Genomic DNA, 17097 nt, shown 5'->3' with positions numbered 1-17097 from the left:
ACGCCGACCCCCCGTTCAACTCCCATGCGCGAAGGAGCTCGTTCGTCATGCCCGCAACTGCACACCCGTCCGGATCCGCATCCGCATCCGGCCGCGCTCCTGGACCTGGAGCCGGAGCCGGAGCCGCACCCGGAACCGTCCCGGAGCTCTTGGCCGACCTGCCCGACGTCACCGTCCCGCTCGGCGAGCTGGTCCGACCCCGCTGCCGCCACTACTTCACCGGGCGTTCCGGCCGAGCCCACTTCCGCACGCGGCGCTACGATTTCGGCGGCTCGCCCCGGTACCTGCCGCTCGTGCGCGCCTTCCTGAACACCTGCGCCGCCGACCGCGACGACGACTACCGCTACCTCTTCACCCTGCTCGGCAGCGAACTCGCCAACAACGCCCTCGACCACTCGCACTCGGGCCGGCCGTTCGGCGTCTACAGCCTCACCTGCGAGCGCATCCGCGACGGTCTCCGTCTGACCTGCCGTGACCAGGGATCCCGCGACGGCACGACGGTCCCGTTCGGGCAGCGCGCGCACCTGCGGGCCGCCGCCGACGGCCTGGACCTGTCCGCGGAGTCGGGGCGCGGTCTGGCGCTGATCGACGCCCTGGCCACGTGCTGGGGCGACAACGGCATCCCCGACCGACGCCAGGTGTGGTTCTTCCTCGCCCACGACCTGACCGGCAGCCTCTGGGGCTCTGCCACCGCCGAACGCACCGGCCCCGACCCCGACCCCGGACCCGAAGCCGACCTCTAGCAACACCTCACGCCCCCGGACGTGAAACGGGCCCAGGAGAGCGCTCCAACGCCTCCCGGGCCCACACGATCCCAGCATCCGAGCACTCTCACATGAACAGAAAGCAGGATCGATGACGCATCCTATCCCGCAGCCCCGACGTTCGGGCGACCCGCGGCACCGCTCGTTCCCGTCGCTGCCGCACCGCCCACCGCTCGCGGGGCCTTCCTGCCCGCCCATCACGCGTCACCAGCCGCGCCGGGCACCCGCGGCTCACCCCGCTCCGCCGTGCGCACACGTGTCCTGCCGGCAGCGCCGGGCCCAGACGCTGCCCCGCCTGGGCGGGCACCGGTCCGAGTATGCCGCCGAGCACGCCCGGGCCGCCGCCGCGCAGGCCCGACACCCGCACCTGATCGTGTGGTTCGGGGAGTCCACGGGCTCGTTCTGGGTCGCCTCCTCCACTGGCCTGGCCGAGGTGCCGACGCCGAGACACTCACCCGCCTCTTGACGCCGGACCTGGCCCACCGCTGAGAGCTTGCTACGGCGGCCACCACAGCAACGGCCTTGATCCGCGTGATGGGGCCGGAGAATCGGCCCCATCAACGGGTTCCGGGTGCGTCCGGGTGTCTCCGACCGGTTGAATGGAGGGGTACCCCGCCCCTCTCGTCGTGGTTGGAGCCCCCGTGGTCGATCAGGAAGCGCTGTTGAAGGACCTGCAGGCGCAGGTTCGCTCGTTGGAGGACGATCTGCGCGAGCGCAGCCAGGATCAGGGCGCGATCAAGTACGTGGACGCCGAAGGAAAAGAGGTGAGCTTCGGGGAACAGCTCGACCACGAGTACGAGGAAGCCCAGGCGGGTGAACGGACCGCGATCACCAAGGGTGAGTGGCTCGAGGGACAGATCACCCAGGCCGCCGTGGCGTGGGTACTCTCCACCGTCTTCGTCCGGTTCTGCGAGGACAACGGCCTCCTGGCGCAGCCCTTCATCGCCGGACCCAAGGACGAGCGGGACCGGTACGGGATCGCCCAGGAACTGAAGGAGGCCTGGGTCCTCCGAGGGAGGCAGGAGGAACCGGAGGCGCCAGAGCGCACCGACCGGGACTGGCTGGAGCACGCCTTCGCGCAGATGGGTGTCTCCTCGGTCATGGCCGGTCTGTTCGACCGGTACCACAACCCCATGTGGACCATCACGCCGTCGCACCAGGCGGCCAAGGGGCTGATCGAGTTCTGGCGGACCGTGGGCGACGACGCCCACCTCGTCCACGACTTCACCGACCCCGAATGGAACACCCGGTTCCTCGGAGACCTGTACCAGGACCTCTCGGAGGCGACCCGGGACAAGTACGCACTGCTGCAGACACCGGAGTTCGTCGAGGAGTTCATCCTCGATTACACGCTGGAGCCCGCGGTCGAAGAGTTCGGCCTCGACGGCAACCGGATCTACCAGGCCCGAACGCAGGGTTTCCGCCTCATCGACCCGACCTGCGGTTCGGGGCACTTCTTGCTGGGGGCGTTCCACCGTCTGCTGGACAAATGGCGTGAAGCCGAACCGGGCGCCTCGGACTGGGACCTGATCAGTCGCGCCCTGCGCAGCGTGCACGGAGTGGACAAGAACCCCTACGCGGTGGCGATCGCCCGTTTCCGCCTTCTCATCGCAGCGATGAAGGAAGGCGGCGTCACTGCGCTGAGCGCGAGCAACCCCGAGTGGCCCATCGTTGTGGCCACGGGCGATTCTCTACTGCACGGCCGAGGTGCCCCGCAGCGGCAGGAGGACCTGTTCGGCACGGCGGGATCCGTGCACCGCTACGCCTCGGAGGACGTCTTCGAGTACGAGGACGAGTTCGATCTTCTGGGCGTCGCCAGCTACCACGCCGTGGTGGGCAACCCGCCCTACATCACCGTGAAGGACAAGCAGGAGAACCTGAACTACCGGAAGCGGTACAGCACCTGCAAGGGGACCTACGCCCTCTCCGTCCCGTTCGCCGAGCGCTTCTTCAACCTGGCCCGGCGGGCAGGAGGCGACAGGGTCGGTGCCGGTTTTGTCGGCCAGATCACCTCGAACTCGTTCATGAAGCGTGAGTTCGGTAAGAAGCTCATCGAGGAGTTCTTCAGGAACGAGGTTCGGCTCACTCATGTGATCGATACATCCAAAGCGCATATTCCCGGGCATGGGACGCCGACCGTGATCCTGTTCGGTCGCAACATGAAACCTTCCCACTCCGGGAAAATTCGAGCCGTCCTCGGGATTCGTGGGGAGCCCGAACAGCCACAGATTCCAGCCGAGGGGGTGGTCTGGAATGCTCTAACTGGGCAACTGAAGGCGCCTGGGGAAACTGAGTCAGAATGGCTGAGTGTGCTCACTTTGGGTTGGGAAATGTTTCGTTCTCATCCATGGTCCTTGGGAGGGGGGAGTGCGCCTGATCTGGCGCAATATATAGAAAATGGCTCGACAGATACCATTGGGCGAGTCTGCTTGAGTATTGGTCGAACCACAGCTACCGGGCAAGATGATGCTTACTTCCTCCCAAGCGAGAAAACTGCTGAACGCCTTGGTGACGCTGGCCGAGTTCGACGCTTGGTGGCTGGCGATATGGTTCGAGATTATAGGATCTCAGGGTCCTTGGTGGTGAGGAATCCGTACAGAGACCTTAAGAATGAGATTCCGTTGGGCGTGCGCGACTCTCTGCTCGGCAGGTCGCTTTGGCCTTTCAGGTCTCCACTTAGGGAGAGGCTTCTTTTTGGGAAAAAAATAAAAGACCAAAAGGTGCCGTGGGGTGTTCATCTGGAGAATTATTCAAGTAAACTCTTTTCGTCGTTGGCGATAGCGTTCGCTTTTGTGTCTACTCATAATCATTTTTCCTTTGATCGCGAGGGTAGGCTTTTTAATAGGTCTGCTCCCATGGTTAAGCTTCCGGAGGGGGCGACAGAAGATCAGCACCTGGAGTTGATGGGTGTGCTGAACTCGTCGGCGGCGTGCTTCTGGCTCAAGCAGGTAAGTCATCCCAAGGGAGGTAGTGGAATCGGGAGAGGGGTCCAGGATGAAGAATGGGAGAGCCGATACGAGTTCACCGGAACCAAACTCCAGGAGTACCCGCTTCCGAAGACTCTTCCTCTGGACCGCTCGAAGGAGCTCGACTCCCTCGCGCAGCGCCTGTCCGCCCTGGAACCGTCAGCCGTCGTGGAGGCCGAAACCCCCACGGCCGACCGGCTCAAGGAAGCCTGTGCGGCGCACGCGGAGACCCGCCAGAGAATGATCGCGCTCCAGGAAGAGCTTGACTGGGACGTCTACCACCGGTACGGGCTCCTCACCGATGACCAGCACGCCGAGCTGGTCATCACCGACACCGCCGAAGTCCCCGCTCTCAACCTGGGCGAGCGGGCCTTCGAGATCGTGCTCGCCCGGAAAATGGCAGCCGGTGAGGCCTCCACCGAGTGGTTCAACCGCCACGGTTCCACACCCATCACCGAGATTTCCGACCACTGGCCGGACGCGTATAAGCAGGCCGTGGCCGCGCGCATCGATCTCATCGAGTCCGACAAGAACATCAACCTCCTCGAACGCCCCGAGTACAAACGCCGTTGGCAGTCCGAACCCTGGGAGAAGAAACAGAAGGCCGCCCTCAAGTCCTGGCTGCTGGACAAGTGCGAAGACCGCCGTCTGTGGTTCACCCCCGACGACCACGGCGCCGAGCGCGCCCAGCCGCTGACCGTGCGCTCCCTCGCGAACCGGGTCCGCGACCTGTTCCCCGATGCCGCCGGGGTCGCCGCGCTCTACGACCCCGGCAAGGAGTTCGGTGAGGTCGTCGCCGAGATCGTCAGGACCGAGCATGTGCCCTACCTTGCCGCCCTGCGTTACAAGGAGTCCGGCATGCGCAAGCGCGCGCAGTGGGAAAAAGTCTGGGATCTCCAGCGCAAGGAGGACTCCCTCAACGCCGGTCTCCTCGAAGGCGAGGCCGAACACCGCCTCGACATCCCTGTCCCACCCAAGTACACGACGCCCGATTTCCGCCGCAACGAGTACTGGTCCAACCGGGGCAAGCTCGACGTGGCCAAGGAGCGCTTCGTCTCCTACCCGGGAGCCGAGACCGAGTCCGACCCCACGCTGCTGCTCGGCTGGGCCGGCTGGGACCACGCCCAACAGGCCGACGCCCTCGGCAGCCTCGCCCACGAACGCCACGACGAACTCGGCTGGGGCAAGGACGCCGACACCCGGGACGCGATGGTGCCTCTGCTCGCGGGCCTGCGCGAACTCCTGCCGTGGGTGCAGCAGTGGCACACCGAACGGGACGATTACGGGGAGACCCCCGCCGACCACGTGCGTGAGGACCTGACCGAGCTGCGCGACGCCACGGGCATCACCGAATCGGAGATGGCCGCCTGGCGCCCTGCGGCCCGCTCACGGGGACGCAAGACGAAGAAACAGCCCCCGACCCTGCCCCTGTGAGGTCGCATCCGCACCCCGGGCCGGGGACACTCGCGTCCTCGGCCCGGGCGGGGCAACCCCCGAGCGGGTTCGGCCGTCACAGGGTGGTCCGCTCCCGCTGCCGCAACCGAGCCCGGCACAGGTCCGGAACCCCTGCCACGGACGGGGTACGGGCCGCCTCCGTCCCGCCCGAGGCTTAAGCTGGAACCGAGCCCTCCGCACACCACGTCCACTGCGCTCCAACCACCGGATGCCCGCCCGGCGCCCCCGCCGCATCCGGTCGGCCCACGCGCACCGACCCCGCCGAACGACGTCAGAAAGGCGCACCCTGGCGATGACGACCTCTCCCTCTGCTCCGGGCAGCACCGACCGGGTCATCCGCGACCTGCTCGAGATCCCCACCGCGGTCCACGACGGTGACCTGGTCGTCAAACTCACCGACAGCGCCGAGAAACGGCAGGCCAAGGCCATCGCCGACTACGTGGTCACACCGCGGCTCGCCGAGAACTTCAACGAAGCCCTCGAGCTCATCCGCTCCGCCGTGGTCGACAACACCTCCCAGGCGGCCTACCTGCACGGTTCGTTCGGCGCCGGTAAGAGCCACTTCCTGTCCGTGCTCTCGGCGGTGTTGGAACACCACCCGGACGCACGCGGCAAGGAAGGGCTCGGCAACGTCATCGCCGCACACGACCCTTGGCTCGCCGACAAGAAGTTCGTCGAGGTCAAGGCGCACATGACGGACAAGACAGTGTCCGTCGAGGCCCACATCCTCGGTGGTTACGTGCGCCAGGTGCGCGCGCAGTTCCCCGATGCCCCCGTCCCTGCGGTCTACCGGGCCGGCGGGCTCCTGGAGGACGCCCGCAACCAGCGTGCCGAAATGGGCGACGACGCCTTCATCGCGAGCCTGCCCGTCCGCGCCGACGACGGTGCAGGAGAGGACGGAGACGACGCGTGGGGAGAGCTGGGCGGCCCCTCGACCTGGACCCCCGACACCCTCGACCGGGCCTTCGCCGCCGACCCCGACAGCGAGGAGCTCGGCGAGAGAAACCTGCGTGAAGAGCTCGTCAGCGCCCTGCTCGACGGGCCCTTCAAACGCTACGCCGACTCCATCGGCCAGTCCGGGAACGCCTACCTCGGCATCGACGAGGGCCTGTCCGTCATCAGCCGGCACGCCCGGGAACACCTCGGGTGCGACGGCATCATCATGCTCCTGGACGAGCTGATCCTGCGCTTCACCGCCTTCATCAACGACGAGGGGCGCATCGCCGGCGAGCTGCAGAAGATCTCCAAGCTCGTGGAATCCTCCTACAGTCGGCCCGTACCCGTCATCAGCTTCCTGCCCCGCCAGCGCGACCTGCGCGACCTGGTCGGGCTCGGCGGAGGCACCGAAGGCATCACCCGCACCATCGACTACTGGGAAGACCGGTTCAAGGACATCTTCCTGGCCGACGCAAACCTCACCGAGGTGGTCAGCCGGCGCCTGGTCAAACCGCGCAGCGCCGAGGCCGCCGCCGAGATCGACCAGGCATTCGAACGCATGCGCGGCAGCCGCGCCGAGGTCAAGGACACCCTCCTCGACAGCCAGGGCGGTGCCGAGACCAGCACCTGGGAGGACTTCCGCAAGCTCTACCCGTTCAGCCCCGCCCTGCTGCACGTCATGGTCGAGATGTCCCACGCCCTTAGCAGGTCGCGCAGCTCCATCAAGCTGCTCCTGCAGCTGCTGGTCGACCACCGCGACACCCTGCCCGTCGGGCAGATGGTTCCGTTGGGCGCGGTCTTCGACGTGCTCATCGGGGGCGAGAACAAGCCTTTCAAGGACCACCTGAGCGGTGAATACACCAAGATCAGCAACTTCTACCGCAACAAGGTCCGTCCCTGGTTGCTCGGCAAGCACGGTTACACCAACGTCGAGCAGACCGCCGACCTCGATGTGCGTTCCCCGTTCCGCCGCGAGGACCTGCTGGTCAAGACCTTGCTGCTGAGCGCGCTCACGCCCAACGTGCCCGCGCTCAGGGACCTGACCGCAGGGCGCGCCATCGCCCTCAACCAGGGACTCGTGCGTTCTCGCCGGCCCGGCCAGGACGTCAAGGCCGTCACCCAGTTCTTCAAGGACCTGCAGGCCGAGTTCGGCGAGGTGCGGGTGGGCGCCCAGAGCGACAACCCAACGATCTCCCTGAACCTGCTGCGTGTGGACACCGGATCCCTCATGCGCAGCGCCTTCTCCGCCGTCAACGACCACGCCCTGCGGGGGTTGGTCAAACGGCTGCTGTGGAAGGAACTGGGCCTGGAGGCGGGGGCCGAGCGCACCACCGTGGTCTGGCGCGGTACCCAGCGGCCGGTCGAACTCGTCTACGGCAACGTGCGCTCCAGCGACGACGTGGGGCGGGAAGATTTCCGGCCCCTGGCGGAGAACGCCGTGCGTATCGTCTTCGACTACCCCTTCGACAGCGGCGACCACAGCCCGGCCGACGACCGCCAGCGCGTGCAGGCGCTGCGCGAGGAATTCACCGAGCCGGTCGCCGCCCTGGCGTGGCTGCCCACCTTCCTGGCGCCCAACCGCCTGGAGGACGCCCGCAAGATCCTGCAGATGGAGTACCTCCTGCAGAACGGCGTCATCGAGGAGAAAGCCCCTGACTGGAACAGCGACGACCGCCGCGAGGCCTGGCTGCAGCTCGACAACCAGCGGCACCAGCTCACCGTGAGGATCAGGGGCCTGCTGCGCGGTGCCTACGGGCTCGTCGAGGCCGACGGCACCGACTACGGGGCGACGGCCGCCACACACATCGAACCGCTGATGCCGAACCTGTCGATCCCCCTGGAGGCGGGTAGCCAGTTCCCCGAAGCCCTGGAACGCGTCAGCTTCAAGCTCCTGGACGCCCTCTACCCCGAGCACCCCGACCTGTCCAGCTCCACCGGCAGGACCGCGGTGCGCCGGGCCGACCTGAGCACGGTGCTCAACGCGGTCGAGGCCGCCAAGGGCAATGCGCTCGAGCGCTACGACGATGTGCCCAAGGCTGACCTCCCGGTGCTGCGCCGTATCGCCGTCCCGCTGCGGATCGCCGCTGTCACCGAGGTCTTCGTGCTCCAGGACGAGTGGCGCAGGGAGATCGACCGCTTCATCGCCCGGCGCAGGGTCACCAGCGCCGACGTCCGGGTCGCCGAGATCAAGGAGTGGATCCGCGCACGGCAGGACGGCCACGGCCTCCCCGAGGACGTCGTCGATCTGTTGGTCCAGGTCTACGCCGTGCAGAGCGACCGGGCCTGGATCCGGGCCGGCAAACGCTTCACCGGGGTCGGGTTCGGCCAGCTCGCCGGCGACATCGTCCTGCGCCGGCAGGAGCTGCCCGCGGAAGAGGACTTCCACCGTGCCAACGACCGTGCTGAGCTCCTCTTCCAGCTGCCAAGCCAACCGTTGCGCAGCGCCCGCGCGGTGCAGAACCTGGCCGGGCAGCTCAAGGAGCAGGCGCACCGCCTGCAGCACGGGAGCGAGCGCCTGGTCGGTGAACTGCTCAAACACGCGGACGTCCTCGGTGTCGACGAGCAAGCGCCACGTGTGGCCACGGCCCGCACCGTCGACGGGCTCCTCGGCCGACTCGCGGGACTGACCGACGACACCGAACTGGTCAACGCCCTCGGGCGAGCCGACCTGCCCGAAGAAGCAGGTGTCTACAGGGCCGCGATGATCGGGGCCACCAACGTGGCCGACAGCCTGGCCGCAGCCCACTGGAAACTGCTCGGCTCCCTCGAAGGCATCGTCGAGGAAGGCGGGGCAAAGGCTGCGCAGGCCCGCGACATCCTGGACCAGCTCCGCGAGGCCGCCCGGCACAACGAGCTCAGCCACAAGCTGGCCAATGCCCTCCGCCAGGCCAACAGCGAGGCCGTGGACCTGCTCGCCCGGAACGTCACTCCGGACGCAACGGCGGAAAGGGCAGCCGCAGGCCACGGCACGGGTACCCGGGAACACGAACCCGTCACAGGAACCGGGGCCGGCCTCCCGGACATGCCGCCCACACGGCGTGAACCCGCACACACCTGGGTCACGGTCCCGCACAGCGCGGACCTGGACGCCGCCGTGGCCGAATTGAGGTCCTCACTCGGCATCTCCCCGGAGGCGCCGATCCAGATCACTATCCGGGAGGCCGAGTGAACGCCGTACTGGGCCGGGTCGGCGAAGAAGCCGTCAGAGGCGCACTGGACAGGGCCCTTGACGCCGAGCAGCGCAGGATCGACAAGGGCCACGCCCGATCGCAGGCCCGCGCCGTGGCCCTGTCCGCCGATCCGCACTGGGAGGGGCCCGACCGACTGACCCTCGACAGTGAGGCGCTCGGGGAACCCGTGACCGTCCGGGTGGCTGGTGCCGACAGCGTCCTGGGCGTCGTGCACGCCCTCGCCGAGTTCGGACAGGAGCAGTCCGCCGACCACCTGGTCGTGCTCACCCCGCTCGACCCCTCCGAGTTCGGAGAGGCCTTGTTGGCACGGTTCCTGGGCGACGAAGTCATGCGCCTCGACGATTGGGAGCTGCTGCGCACCGAACTCAAGGTCACCCGGATCGATCCCCGCCTGAACGCCGGCCGTTGGCGATGGCTCGCCGACACGCTGCGCAGCATCCGGGCCGCCACACCGCTGCGCGTGGGCACAGGCGTGCTCAAACTCGAACAAGCCCTCTCCATCGCCGTGTCCGTACGCTTCGGCGGCCAACCCGAGGAACGCGTCGACAGTGCCGCACTCCTCGAATGGACCCGGCGCCCCGACGCCGTAGCCGCCTTCACCCACCTCCACGAGCGCGAACGCCAGGAACTCTGCTGGGCGCTCGAGGAAGAACTCGGGTCGGTTCCGCGTGTGGTGTTCAAACTCCTCGAGCGCGGACACGCCCTCGATGCGGTTCCCGTCGGGTTGGCCCTGGCCGAACTCTCCGCCGCGGCGCGGAAGGGGCGCGAAGGCGACGACCGATCCGTTGTGCGGTCGGCCCAGCACGCGCTGATCCGTGCCCAAGAACGCTACTTCGGCGCCAACCGGCCCGCCGAACAGGACCTGTCCGAGTTCGGCAGGGCCTGCAGGGCCTCGTTGATCCGCCTGTTGGAGGGGTCGGAGGAGGACCAGGCCGACACCACGATCCGCCGTGCCGAAGAGCTCCTCTTCCAACTCGGCGCCGAACCCGTCGCCGAGGCCAGCAGCCTGCTCGACAGCGGCCTGCGCAGCCGAACGGCCGAACTGGGCAAACAGATCACCCTGGCGCTCGGCGAGCCCGGCCCAGCCGACGCTCCCTCGTTTCCCCTGCCGCAAGATCTGCGGGAAGTGGAAACAGCCTGGCAGCGCATGTGCCGACACCGCCGTTACGGTGGCCGCACGCCCCAGGGGCATCGGTCCGCTGCCCAGAACGCCGTGCGACTGCTGCGCCGCCTGGCCCGCAGCCAGGACGAACGTCCTCTCGGACCCGACACCCGTGCTTCCGTGCGCGGGTGGATCCAGAGCCATGTCGACGAGACCGGTTGGGTGGACCGTGCAGCCTCCGCGATCTGGCACGAGCGGAGTGACGTTCCCGCGTTCGCCCAGGCACTGGCCGAGCTCTACGAACGCGTCCGCGCGTGGCGAGCGCAGTTCGACGCGGCCTTCGCCGGCGCGCTCGAACACTGGGACGGCGCCCACAACGACGACGGCGCCCCGCTCCTCATCGAGAACGTGCTGGAGCAGTTCGCACGACCCCTGGCCCGTGAACAAGCACCCCTGATCATCGTGCTCGACGGGATGAGCGTCGAAGTGGCGCTCCAGATCGCCGAGCACATCAACGCCGAAGGGCGTCTGACCGAGATCGCGCACTTCCCCGACCGCAAGAAGGAGCAAGGGCAGGCCAACGAACCCCGGAGAGCCGGCGTGCTGGCAACGGTGCCCTCAATCACCACCTGCTCTCGAGCCTCCTTGCTCACCGGAACGCTCACCTCGGGTAAGCAGGACCGGGAACGCTCCGGATTCGCCGCGCTGTGGGCCGGCAACGGGTTCGGAGGCAGGAACGCTGTCCTGTACCACCAGCGTGACCTGGACAGCGGGGCCGGCGTCCACCTGCCGACCCACGTACGGGAGAGCATCGACGACACCACAACGGTCGTCGGGGTCGTGCTGAACACGGTCGACGACGCCCTGTCCCGAGGACGGGAAGCCGACGAGGCCGAGTGGAAACCTGCTCAAATCGGGAAGCTCAGCCCCCTGCTCGACGCGGCGGCCCGAACCGGGCGTCCCGTCCTGCTGACCTCCGACCACGGGCACGTCTGGGATCGCGGGTTCTCCACCAAGACCCGGACGGGGGAGGCAGCGCGCTACCGGACCGGCCGTCCCGAAGGCGGAGAAGTCCTGGTCACAGGTGGGCGGGTCCTGCACGGTGACGGCACCCTCGTCGTGCCCTACCGCGAAGACATCCGCTACACCGACCGCAAGGAGGGTTACCACGGGGGATTCTCTGCCGCGGAGATGGTCGTCCCCGTCCTGGCCTTCGCCCCGGTCCTGGATTCCGGTACCGCCACGCACGGCGGGACGGGGATCGTGCCCAAGGGGTGGAAACACCTCACTGCGGCCCAGGTCGAACCAGCGTGGTGGTCCCAAGCGCTCGAGAGCACGGACCCGCCCGAGAAGGACGGTGCGGTCGGCGGGGCTCCGGCCACCGGGGCAACCGCTGACACCACGTCCGAGCGTGTCCCGAAACGTTCGAAGAAGAAGCGGTCCGAGCGCGAACAGACCCTTCCCATGTTCGACGCGGTCCCCGAACCTGCCGAACCTCTGGAAAACGAACGGGTACACACCCTCGGCACAAAGGTGACCGCTTCCGCGGTCTTCGCGTCCAGCCTGAAGCGGGTCGGCCAGAGAGGCCCCCGGGCAGAACAGATCATCGCGATCATCGATGCCCTCGCCGCGGCGGGCGGCACCCGGCCGCGGCTGCCTGTCGCCGCAGTGTCCTGGGCCGGGAACGGTCCTTCGAGCCATCCTCGCGCGGTCCGTTTCCTCAAGATGGTCGGCAAGGCGCTCAACGTGGAGGCCTACCCCGTGCTCACCCTCACCGACGGTGACCGCAGCGTCGAACTGGACATTTCCCTGCTGCAACAGCAGTTCCTCTCTGAAGGGAGCTGAGCGTGACCACCGTCAGCGCCGCACGCCGTGCCGAGATCGTCGGTGCCCTGCGCCATGGAACCGTGCCGCACAGCGGCCTCGATCAGTTCGCCGTGGGACTCGGACGCTACGAGGCCGCTGTGGACAAGGAGTTGGGCCAGGTCACCACCGGAGGTGCCGAGTTCAAGGCCGTACGCGGTGAATACGGTTCCGGCAAGACCTTCTTCGTGCGTTGGTTGGGTGAGCGCGCAAAACGTGCCAACCTCGCTGTCTCGGAGATCCAGATCTCCGAGACCGAGACCCCTCTGCACAGGCTGGAAACGGTCTACCGGCGCCTGACCGAACGACTGTCCACCGCCACACAACCGCCCAGCGCATTGCGCGAGATCGTCGACAACTGGTTCTTCTCCCTGGAGGAAGACGTCCTCGACTCCGGCGACGTGGACGAGAGCGACGAAGAAGCGCTCGACACGGCCGTCACCACCCTCATGGAACGCCGCCTGGGCGAGGTCGCCAGCGCCAATCCCTCATTCGCTGCGGCACTACGGGGCTATCACAGGGCCCAGGCCGAAGAGGAACCCGCCATCGCCGAGGCGCTCATCGCCTGGTTGGGCGGCCAACCCAACGTCGCCGCGGCGGCCAAACGCTATGCTGGCATCAAGGGCGACCTCGACCACTTCGGCGCCCTGGCCGCGCTCAAGGGGCTCCTGGTGTTGCTGCGCGACTGCGACCACCCCGGACTGGTCGTCGTCCTCGACGAACTGGAAACCCTCCAGCGCGCCCGCACCGACACCCGGGAGAAGGGACTCAACGCGCTGCGCCAGCTCCTGGACGAGATCGCCAACCGGCAGTTCCCGGGGCTCTACCTCTTCATCACCGGAACACCGGCCTTCTTCGACGGGCCCCAGGGTGTGCAGCGCTTGGCGCCCCTCGCACAGCGCCTGCACACCGACTTCCTGGCCGACCCGGCCCACGACAACCTCTACGCCACCCAGATCCGCCTCACCGGGTTCGACCTGGACCGGCTCCATGAGCTGGGCGTGGCGGTGCGGGAACTGTACGCCGACGGCGCCGACGCACCGCAAAGGGTGCGCAGCCGGGTCGATGACAGCTACCTGCTGGGCTTCGCCGAGGCGGTGGCCGGGGAGCTGGGGGGCAAGGTCGGCATCGCGCCCCGTCTCTTCCTGCGCAAGCTCGTGGACGTCATGGACCGGATCGACCAGAACCCCGACTTCGACCCGCGGCAGCACTACGACCTGCGTGTGGGCAGGAACGAACTCACCGAGGTCGAACGCGGGGCCCACGTGCAACGGGCCGCCGACGCGGACGAGGTGGAGCTCGACCTGTGAACGCGGAGAGCGGGAGCGGAGAGGAATCTGCCGGTACCAGCAGCCTGGACCTTCTCCATCCCACCCTGGCCCACCACATCGTCCACACCCTGGGCTGGCCCGGTCTGCGCCCGCTCCAGCGGGAGGCACTCCCGCCTCTGGTGGACGGAGAGGACGCGATCCTGCTCGCGCCCACCGCGGGCGGTAAGACCGAGGCTGCCCTGTTCCCACTCCTCACATCGATGGCCGGGCGGACGGGGGAGGGGCCGTCACTGCTCTACGTGTGTCCCATCAAGGCTCTGCTCAACAACCTGCTGCCGCGCGTGCAGGCCTACTCGGGGTGGTTGGGCCGCACTTCGGAGCTCTGGCACGGCGACGTCTCTTCTGCAGCTCGCCGGCGGATCCTGCGCAATCGGCCCGACGTCCTGCTCACCACCCCCGAGTCGCTCGAATCGATGCTGGTGAGCACCAAGGTCGACCATCGGGCCCTGTTCCAGAATCTGCACTCCATCGTGGTGGACGAGGTGCATGCGTTCGCCGGGGACGACCGAGGATGGCACCTGCTCGCAGTTCTGGAGCGACTCGGCAGAGTGGCCGGTCGTCCGATCCAGAGGGTGGGACTGTCAGCGACCGTCGGCAACCCCGACGAGTTGCTCGCTTGGCTCCAAGGGCCCGGGGCCGGTAGCCGCCCCGGGCGCGTCATCGCACCCGGCGTGCACCTGCGCGGGCCGGGCGCGTTGCCGGACGAACCGCCGCCCGGGGACGTCCAACTGGACTACGTGGGCTCCCTGCATAACGCAGCCAAGGTCATCGCTTCCCTGCACCGCGGAGAGAAGCGGCTGGTCTTCTGCGACTCTCGCAAGTACGTGGAGGAGCTCGGCCACTCACTGCGCGAGTTCGGAGTAACCACCTTCCTGTCCCACGCCTCACTGGCCCTGGACGAACGCCGTCGTGCTGAGGCGGCCTTCGCCGAGGCCCGCGACTGCGTCATCGTTGCCACCAGCACCCTGGAGCTGGGTATCGACGTCGGGGACCTCGACCGGGTCGTCCAGATCAACGCGCCCGGTAAGGTCGCTTCCTTCCTGCAACGAATCGGCCGGACAGGACGGCGGCAGGGAACCGTCCGCAACTGCCTGTTCCTGGCCGTGGACCAGTCCGGTTTCCTGGACGCTGCCGGACTCCTGCACCTGTGGGGAAGGCACTGGGTGGAGCCGGTCAGGCCCACCCCCGAACCTCGGCACATCGTCGCCCAACAGCTTCTGGCGCTGTGCCTGCAGGAACCCGAGGTGGCACAGAACCTCTGGCCGGAGTGGTGGGAAGGCCTGGGCCCCTTCCAACAGGGGGCGCCCATCGCCGCACACCTGGTGAAGGAGGGGTTCATCGACCTCGACGGCGGCTTGATGATGATCGGCCCCGAGGCGGAGAAGCGCTTCGGCCACCGCCACTTCACCGAACTGACCAGTGTCTTCACCGCTCCGCCCCAGTTCACCGCCCTGAACGGGCGCACCGAGATCGGCAGCGTGGATCCGGCACTGCTGGCCGGGGACGAGAGGGAAGAGGGCCCGCGGCGTCTTTTGCTCGCTGGACGGACCTGGATGGTCACCTGGGTCGACTGGCGTCGGCAGCGGTGCTTTGTCGAGCCTGTCGACGGCGGCGGGGGCAAGGCCAAATGGGATTCCGGCGGGCACCTCGGATCGTTCTTCCACCTCACCCGGGCGGTCCGTGAGGTGTTGCTGGGCACGGATCCCGCGGTGAGGATGACTCAGCGGGCGACCGACGCTCTGGCCAAGGCACGCGAGGAACACATGGACCTGGTTCACCCCGGCGGATCGGTCATCGTACGTGCCGACAACGGTGACCTGCGTTGGTGGACCTGGGCGGGGGCCAGAGCCAACATCACCCTGGCCACCACCTTGGGGGACGCCGCGGACCCCAAGCAGCAGCCCAACGACGCCTGTCTACGGCTCAATGCCGAGCTGGATCCGCGCACGTGGTCGGCGGCCAAGAGCGCGGCGCAAGAACGTGTGGTCCTCCCAGAGGTCTCGGTGCGCGCTCTGGACGGGCTCAAATTCAACGCGGCTCTGCCCCAGCACCTGGCCGAGCGCACCTTGTCCGCGCGCCTGGCCGACGTGGAGGGGGCTGCTGCTTTGCTGAAGGAGCCGACCCGCTTTCTTCGACTCTGATGTACGAAGCGCGTCGTAGTCCGCACCCGGTGATTCCCCGACCTGTTTCCGGGAATCGGGCGATTCTGTCAGCGGGTGATGACATGATCTGAAGCATGCCGAACATGTCCTCCTCAGCGGCTTCAGGGGTCGATCGTCGTGCCATTGCCAAGGGCGTTCTCAGTAGAATTCGGGCATCTTCCGACAAAGGGTTGATCGACCGCGAGGAATTCGAAAGAGCGTGCGACGAATGGGGGATCGACCCCGAGGCCCGTCGGCGTTTCAGGGGTGCGCTCCCGTCTTTGGGCCTGCGTCTGATCGCTCCCCGGAAGATACCGGGGCCGCGGAAGCCCGAAGGGATGGATTCCGCGCGCCTCCCTGAATCGGGCCGTTCTTCTCAGGAAAAAGACGGTGCCGAATTTCGGTCCGCGGAGGTCGCCGGCGCCCGCCTGGTCCTGGAGGAGGACCGGTGGCGGCGTGACCGGCACACGTACATCCTCACCGCGGAAGAACAGGTGGGGATGGCCGTCCTGATGAGGGGAGGGGCCCCGCTCGACACGGAGCTCGACCAGGCCGAGGTCGTGGCACTGGCGCCCACCGACGAACGCCGTCGGGCCTTCGAAGCCATGGTCGTGCACAACCAGAACCTCGTGTACAGCATCGCCAAGAGGTACACAGGCCGAGGGCTGGACCTGGACGACCTGGCCCAGCACGGCATGCGGGGTCTGATGCGTGCGGTCGTCAAGTTCGACGGCAGCCGCGGATTCAAGTTCTCGACATACGCCACATGGTGGATCCGTCATGCGCTCCGGAGCGCTCTCGCCGACGAGGGTGCGACGATCCGCCTGCCGGCGTACATGCACGACAGGGTGTGCAAGGTGGCCCGGATCGAACGTGAGCTGGCTGCACAGGGCAGGTCCAACGGCCCGGCAGACGTGGCAGCGCACGGCAACATGACCATCCGTGAGGTCGCGCAGGTGCACAACCTCGCTCGGTGCACCGAGTCCCTGGACCGGAACATCTGTGGCGAGACCACCCTGCTCACCGTGGTCGCCGAGGACCCGCGCCATGCCCTGCCGTCCCCGGAGGTCGAGGTGCTGGAGGAGGAACGGCGCCTCGCGGCGCGCGCGTTGCTGACGCGGTTGAGTGACCCCCGCCGGCGTGAGGTCGTCGCACGGCGTATGGGCATGGTCACGGGGGACGTGGAGCCTCTGGGCCGCCTCGGCGAACACCTCGGGGTCACCATCGAGCGCGTCCGACAGATCGAGAAGACGGCCCTGCAGACCTTGCGTGAGATCTACGCACGGTAGGCCCGCGAGGGCGGTGCCCCGCCCCACCGGATGTGGAGCGGGGCACACGGGGAGAGGCT

The 17097-nt window shown here is 67.7% G+C and carries 7 protein-coding genes; all 7 read left to right on the top strand.

What is annotated here, in order from left to right:
- Window positions 1–149 precede the first annotated feature (149 nt).
- The 7 genes from IDM40_RS03075 (at window position 150) to IDM40_RS03045 (ending at window position 17038) form a co-directional block, all read left to right on the top strand.
- A complete protein-coding gene (locus IDM40_RS03075; RefSeq protein WP_193120341.1) occupies window positions 150–743 on the top strand; it encodes an ATP-binding protein in 594 nt (197 codons plus the stop codon).
- Between the two features lie 662 nt (window positions 744–1405).
- The gene (gene pglX / locus IDM40_RS03070) at window positions 1406–5164 is read left to right on the top strand and encodes a BREX-2 system adenine-specific DNA-methyltransferase PglX (RefSeq protein ID WP_328806922.1); all 3759 of its coding nucleotides are present in this window, start codon (window positions 1406–1408) and stop codon (window positions 5162–5164) included.
- Window positions 5165–5477: 313 nt separating this feature from the next.
- Complete coding sequence (locus IDM40_RS03065) at window positions 5478–9290, top strand: DUF6079 family protein (protein ID WP_193120339.1); 3813 nt, start codon at window positions 5478–5480, stop codon at window positions 9288–9290.
- Window positions 9287–12259 carry a BREX-2 system phosphatase PglZ gene (pglZ, locus tag IDM40_RS03060; RefSeq protein WP_193120338.1) on the top strand — a complete coding sequence of 991 codons (2973 nt, stop codon included), beginning with the start codon at window positions 9287–9289 and terminating at the stop codon, window positions 12257–12259. Before IDM40_RS03065 ends, pglZ begins: the two co-directional genes overlap by 4 nt.
- 2 nt (window positions 12260–12261) lie before the next feature.
- A complete protein-coding gene (brxD, locus tag IDM40_RS03055; RefSeq protein WP_193120337.1) occupies window positions 12262–13587 on the top strand; it encodes a BREX system ATP-binding protein BrxD in 1326 nt (441 codons plus the stop codon).
- A complete protein-coding gene (locus IDM40_RS03050; protein WP_193120336.1) occupies window positions 13584–15749 on the top strand; it encodes a DEAD/DEAH box helicase in 2166 nt (721 codons plus the stop codon). Before brxD ends, IDM40_RS03050 begins: the two co-directional genes overlap by 4 nt.
- A 338-nt stretch (window positions 15750–16087) precedes the next feature.
- Window positions 16088–17038, top strand: coding sequence for a sigma-70 family RNA polymerase sigma factor (locus IDM40_RS03045; RefSeq protein ID WP_193120335.1), 951 nt, complete (start codon window positions 16088–16090; stop codon window positions 17036–17038).
- The last annotated feature ends 59 nt before the right edge of the window (window positions 17039–17097 follow it).

This window comes from Nocardiopsis coralli (genome assembly GCF_014892575.1).
GTDB lineage: Bacteria > Actinomycetota > Actinomycetes > Streptosporangiales > Streptosporangiaceae > Nocardiopsis > Nocardiopsis coralli.
Note: the sequence above shows the minus strand (reverse complement) of the source record. Positions and strands in the feature narration are given on the sequence as shown.